Origin of the sequence: Burkholderia paludis (assembly GCF_000732615.1) — a bacterium.
Taxonomy (GTDB): domain Bacteria; phylum Pseudomonadota; class Gammaproteobacteria; order Burkholderiales; family Burkholderiaceae; genus Burkholderia; species Burkholderia paludis.
The window spans coordinates 149753-156119 of the sequence record NZ_JPGL01000015.1 but is presented as its reverse complement, the minus strand read 5'-3'; the positions used below and the strand labels follow the sequence as shown (position 1 = coordinate 156119).

The window sequence follows — 6367 nt, the reverse complement described above, 5'->3', positions numbered from 1 at the left end:
AGACTGCCGCCCGCCCCCACCGCCAGCGTGCCGTTCGCGATCGTCGTGCCGCCCGTGTACGTATTCGTGCCGGTCAACGTTTCGGTTCCCGAACCATTCTTCGTCACACCGCCCGTGCCGATGATCGCGCCGCCGAAGGTCTGGTTCGTGCTATCGCCGAACGTCAGCCCGTTGCCGCCCAGCGAAACCGTCGAGCCCGTCACGCCGCTCAGCGCGCCGATCGTCTGGTTCGTGCTCGCGCCGCTCAGGTCGAGCGTCGTGCCCGTCCCCGTCAGACTCACCGCGCCCGTCGATGCGAGGCTGCCGCCCCCGCTCACCGCCAGCGTGCCGCCCGCCACCGTCGTGCCGCCCGTGTACGTATTCGTGCCCGTCAGCGTCTCCGTGCCGGCGCCTTGCTTCGTGATCCCGCCCGTGCCGGTGATCGCGCCGCCGAACGTACCGTTCGTGCTGCCGCCCAGCGTCAGCGAATTGCCGCCGAGCGTCAGGTTCGAATTCATCGCGCCGATCAGCGTGCCGATCGTCTGGTTGCCGCTTGCACCGCTGATGTCGAGCGTCGTCCCCGGATTCCCGAGCAACACCGTGCCCGTCCCGAGACTGCCGCCCGCGCCCAGCGCCAGCTTGCCCCCGTTGATCGTCGTGCCGCCCGTGTACGTGTTCGCGCCCGTCAGCGTCTCCGTGCCCACGCCCTGCTTGGTGATCCCGCCCGTGCCGGTGATCGTGCCGCCGAAGGTCTGGTTCGTCCCGTCGCCGAAGGTCAGCTTGTTGCCGCCCAGCGAAATCGTCGTATTGCTCGCGCCGGACAGCGCGCCGATCGTCTGGTTTGCGCTCGCGCCGCTCAGGTCGAGCGTCGTGCCCGCCCCCGTCAGACTCACCGCGCCCGTCGACGAGAGGCTGCCGCCCCCGCTCACCGCCAGCGTGCCGCCCGCCACCGTCGTGCCGCCCGTGTACGTATTCGTGCCCGTCAGCGTCTCCGTGCCGGCGCCTTGCTTCGTGATCCCGCCCGTGCCGGTGATCGTGCCGCCGAACGTACCGTTCGTGCTGCCGCCCAGCGTCAGCGTATTGCTGCCCAGCGTGACGTTCGAACCCGCCGCGCCGGTCAGCGCGCCGATCGTCTGGTTCGCGCCGGACGCGCTGATGTCGAACGTCGTGCCCGAATTCGCGAGATTCACGGTGCCGGTCGACGCGAGACTGCCGCCCGCGCCCAGCGCCAGCATGCCCGCGTTGACCGTCGTGCCGCCCGTGTACGTATTCGCGCCCGTCAGCGTTTCCGTGCCCGCGCCCTGCTTCGTGATTCCGCCCGTGCCGGTGATCGCGCCGCCGAAGGTCTGGTTCGTGCTGTCGCCGAAGGTCAGTCCGTTGCCGCCCAGCGAGACCGCCGAGCCCGTCACGCCGCTCAGCGCGCCCACCGTCTGGTTCGCGCCCGCGCCGCTGATGTCGAGCGTCGCGCCCGCGTTCGCGAGCGTCACCGCACCCGTCGACGCCAGACTCCCGCCCGCGCCGATCGCCAGCGTGCCGCCCGTCACCGTCGTGCCGCCCGTGTACGTGTTCGCACCCGTGAGCGTCTCCGTGCCTGCACCTTGCTTCGTGATCCCGCCCGTGCCGCCGATCGCGCCGCCGAACGTGCCGTTCGCGGTGCCGCCCAGCGTCAGCGAGTTGCCGCCGAGCGTCACGTTCGAACCCGCCGCGCCATTCAGCGTGCCGATCGACTGGTTCGCGCCCGCGCCGCTGATGTCGAGCGCCGTCCCCGCGTTCGCGAGCGTCACCGTGCCCGTCGACGCGAGCCCCCCGCCCGCGCCGATCGCCAGCGTGCCCCCCGTCACCGTCGTGCCGCCCGTGTAGGTGCTCACGCCCGTCAGCGTCTCCGTGCCGCTGCCTTGCTTCGTCACGCCGCCCGTTCCGTTGATCGTGCCGCCGAACGTCTGGTTCGTACTGTCGCCGAACGTCAGCCCGTTGCCGCCCAGCGAGACCGTCGAACCCGCCACCCCGCTCAACGCGCCCACCGTCTGATTCGTGTTCGCGCCGCTGATGTCGAGCGTCGCGCCCACACCGGCCATGTTGACCGCGCTCGTCGGCGCGAGGCTGCCGCCCGGCCCGACCGCCAGCGTTCCGCTGTTGACCGTCGTGCTGCCGGTGTACGAGTTCGCGCCCGTCAGCGTGGTCGTGCCCGCGCCGTTCTTCACGAGCCCGCCCGCGCCCGAGATCGCGCCCGACAGCCCGAGATTGTTGCTGCCGCCGAGCGTGAGCGTCGTACCGCTGTTGGTCGAGATGTTGTTGGCGACCGTCACGTTGGCGGTGGTGTCGAGCGTGCCCGATCCGGCCACGGTCAGCGTGCCGGAACCCAGCGCCGAGCCGTTGCCGAGCACAATGCCGCCGCTGTTCAGCGTGGTGCCGCCCGTATACGTATTCGCGCCCGACAGCGTAAGCGTGCCGGTGCCGCCCTGCGTAATCCCGCCGCTGCCGCTCACCGTGCCCGACAGCCCGAGATTGTTGGCGCCCTGCACCGTCAGCCCGCCCCCGTTGACCGTCACGTTGTTGCTCAGGCTGACGCCGGAGTTCGCGGCCTGGATCGTGCCGCCGTTGCCCGTGATCGTGCCGGTGCCGAGCCCCGCATTGTTGTCGACGATCGCCACGCCGCCGTTCAGCGTGGCATTCGTCGCGCTCGACGCGCCGGTCGTGGTCCAGGTCCCGCTGTTGACCTGCAGGTTCTGGAAGTTGATGTAGCTGCTGTTGTTGATCGAGCCGTTCGCCGGCCCGCCGCCGTTCTGCGTCAGCACCAGCGTGTTGTTGCCGCCCTGCCCGCCGTCCACCGTGCCGGTGGCCGCGAGGCCGATCGTGACGACCCCGACCCCGAGGTTCAGCGCCACCCCGGTGCCGCCGGCTGCATTGACGGACGAGCCGGTGGTCGCGGTAAACGTATTGTTGCTGTTCGCGCCCATCGACACGCTGCCGTTGATCGTGCCCGAGTTGGTGAAGGTATTGCCCGCGCCCGGCGTGCCGTTCGCCTCGAACCCCACGCGGCCCGTGATCGTGCCGCTGTTGTTGAAGTTGACCTGCCCGCCGCCATACGCGACCACGACGGGCGCGTCCGAGCCGACCAGGGTCGCGCCGACCAGCCCGTTCGAACTGATGACCCCGGTGTTGGTGATATTGGACGTGCCGCCCGTGCCGTTCTGCACGCCGAGCGCCATCCCGGTGACGCCCGACAGGGCGACGCCGGTCGAGCCCTTCATCGTGCCGTTGTTGGTGACGGTCGTCGTGCTCGCCGACGCGTTGCCGACCAGCATGCCGCTCGACAGCACGCCGAGCCCGGTGCCGAGCGCGGACGGGTCGATCGTGCCGTTGTTGACCACGGTGTTGCCGCTGCCCGAGAGCGACAGCGCGGTTCCGCCGACGCCGAGCAGCACGCCGAGGGACGCGCCGTTGTTCACGGTGACGTTCAGGCCGCTGCCGGCGTTCGAGTAGCTGGGGGCGAGCGGATTCGCGACACCCGAGCAGCTCACGGTGGGCCCCGCCGACGAGCAGACCGCATATGCCGGGACGATGCCCGCGCCAGACAGCGCCAGGAACATGCCGGTCGGCAACAGGATTCTCGGAAACGGCTCGCCTGCCTTTCTGGAGCGCGCAAGGTTCATGCTTTTCCTCGTTATTGGAATTGGTATTACCGCGGAATTGGACGGTCGCCGGCAGGAAATCGCAGACGAAATCATCCGCTCCGGCCGTCGCAATGCGACGTCGGCTTATTGATGGATGAATCTTGAATTGGCCCTTGAAGGCAGGCGTGAAACTACTCGATTGACATGTCGATGGCCCCTGTTTTCTTTTGCAGCGACTTTCTGGTTGATTTGATTACCGCCCTGCTTTTGTCAGACAAGGCTACATCAAAAAAACAGGGTTTTCCAGTCGATCTTTTTACAATTGAATCGATGACAAACAAGCGCGAATTATTTTATTTCAGAAAGCGCTTAATACAAAGAAATTCACACATCCTTCGTCAGCTTGTTTTCATTTAATTAAATCGACAATCACCATATCCTTACACGGAAACGAAATTACGCACCAATTACCCCTGTCATTTTCCACGACACAACAATTCCGCATCCGGATAAACCCGAAACAATACGATTCACATCCGGTCGGCCACCTCTCCGAAAGCCGTCGATCCGGCCTATATCGCCGGCTGAGATTTCTGCTGCGCATCGGCCGGAAAACCCGCGCCGCGCTCGACCGATTCGGATCGAAAGCGTCGAAAGCATCGAACACATCGTCCCGGCCGACTGAACGGCGCGCCGTCTCAGGAAAACAGGCTCATCAGGTAAAGCATCGGCCGGAACGAAACCGGCCGGGCATCGGGATTCACCCACAGGCGCACCGCGTACACCACATAGGCCGGCACTTCGCGCCAGCTCGAATAGACGTCGCGCCACTGAAAGCGGCGCGGATAGGCGGCGGAGATGTTCGCCCGTGCGATGCCCACGCGCTCGAACGCGAGGCGCACCCGTGCGAGGTGGTAGTACTGGCTGACGATCAGAACCCGCGACAGGCGGTGCGCCTGCAGAAACGCGAGCGTGTGCTGCGCGGTGGCGAGCGTGTTGTCGCCCTGGTCGTCGACGGCGATCCGGTCCGCCGGCACGCCGCGCGCCACGAGATAGTCGCGCATCGCGGTCGCCTCGTTCAGCCCCGGGCCGTCGATCGCGCCGCTGACCAGAAACGCCGGGCACTGCCCCGTGCGGTAGCAGCGCACGCCGACGTCGAGCCGCGCGGCCAGCACCGGCTTCGGCGCGCCGGTCTCGTCGAGCGCGTTGCCGAAGATCACGGCGACGTCGGCCGGCTCGCTCGGCATCCGCATCCCGTACGCGACGAGCACCACGGCGGCGGCGATCCAGATGCATGCGACGGCGGCCAGCACACGGCCGGTTCGGGCCATGAAGCCCCGTTTGGTTTGGATTTTCAAGGTAGTCGGTCTCTCAGGTCGTCGGGCGTGGGCGGACCCGCCCCGCACGGGCGCGTAACGCTAGCATGACGCATGCCCGGGTGTCCACGCGACAGGCCGCAGCCGGACGGCGCGGCTTTCCGGCAAGAGGGCCGGAACAAATGCCCGGCGACGCGGGCCGGCCATCAGGAAACCGAAGGGAAACTGAAAGCGTACGGACTACCGTGCCAAGACTGACGGCCTGGTCGGCCCGTCGCGGCCCGAATCAGTCGACCGGGCACATCGCGAGCCGCCCCATCGCCTCGCCGGCGCCACGCACCGCGCAGGTGGCCGGCTCGTCGGCGATCCGGGCCGCGAGCCCGGTCTCGTCGTACAGCAGGCGCTCGAGGCCCGCGAGCAGCGCGCCGCCGCCGGTCAGCACCACGCCGCGATTCGCGATGTCGGTCACGAGCTCGGCCGGCGCGTTTTCCAGCACCGACTTCACCGCGCCGATCACCTGCTTGAGCGGCGCGGCCAACGCATCCGCGACGTCATGGTTCGACAGCTCGACCGAGCGCGGCAGGCCGTCGCCGACGCCGCGCCCGACCGCACGCGTCGACGTGCGCGGCAACGCGCTGGTGGCCGAGCCGATCGTCTTCTTCACGTGCTCGGCCGTCTGCTCGCCGAGCAGCACGCCGTACAGGTTGCGCACGTGGTTGACGATCGCCGCGTCGAACTGGCTGCCGCCGACGCGGATCGCCTCGCGGTAGACGATGCCGCCGAGCGCGATCACCGCGACTTCGGTCGTCCCGCCGCCGATGTCGACGACCATCGAGCCGACCGCCTCGGTAACCGGCAGGCCCGCGCCGAGCCCGGCGGCCAGCGACTCCTCGATCAGTTCGACCTCCGATACGCCAGCCGCGAACGCGGCCTCGCGGATCGCGCGCCGCTCCACCGCCGTGGCGTCGGACGGCACGCACAGCGTGACCTCCACGCGGCGGCCGAAGCGCGAACGCGTACGCGACATGTCGATGAAACTGCGGATCATCTGCTCGGCCGCGTGCGCGTCGGCGATCACCCCGTGCCGCATCGGCCGCACGGCTTCCAGATGCCCCGGCTCACGGCCCAGCAGCGCCTTCGCGAGTTCGCCGACGGCTTCGAGCGTCGGCCGCGCGTCGGTCGCGCCGGCCTTGCGGAAACAGACGACCGACGGCTGGTTCAGCACCACGCCGCGCTCGTGCGTGTAAATCCGTGTACTCGCCGTTCCAGGGTCGATCGCAACGGGTTGCGCAAACAACTTTCCGAACAGCGGTGTCGACATATCAAAACCTTTGTAAGCGAACGGGCCGGGCAGCCGCACCGCATTCCCGCAGCGCGTCCGTGCCGCCCCATCACGACCTTAGCGGCAAATCGTTCCGATACTTTAGGCAATTCCGATGATTTTTTCGCGACTCAATT

The 6367-nt window shown here is 68.0% G+C and carries 3 protein-coding genes; all 3 read right to left on the bottom strand.

Annotated elements, in window-relative coordinates:
* Positions 1–3632 (bottom strand): beta strand repeat-containing protein (locus GQ56_RS0111725; protein ID WP_043301311.1); only part of this gene is annotated, 3632 nt, incomplete at its 3' end.
* A gap of 659 nt (positions 3633–4291) precedes the next feature.
* A complete protein-coding gene (locus GQ56_RS0111720) occupies positions 4292–4924 on the bottom strand; it encodes a YdcF family protein (protein ID WP_052007251.1) in 633 nt (210 codons plus the stop codon).
* A gap of 271 nt (positions 4925–5195) precedes the next feature.
* A complete protein-coding gene (gene mreB, locus GQ56_RS0111715) occupies positions 5196–6230 on the bottom strand; it encodes a rod shape-determining protein (protein WP_031398832.1) in 1035 nt (344 codons plus the stop codon).
* Positions 6231–6367 lie beyond the last annotated feature (137 nt).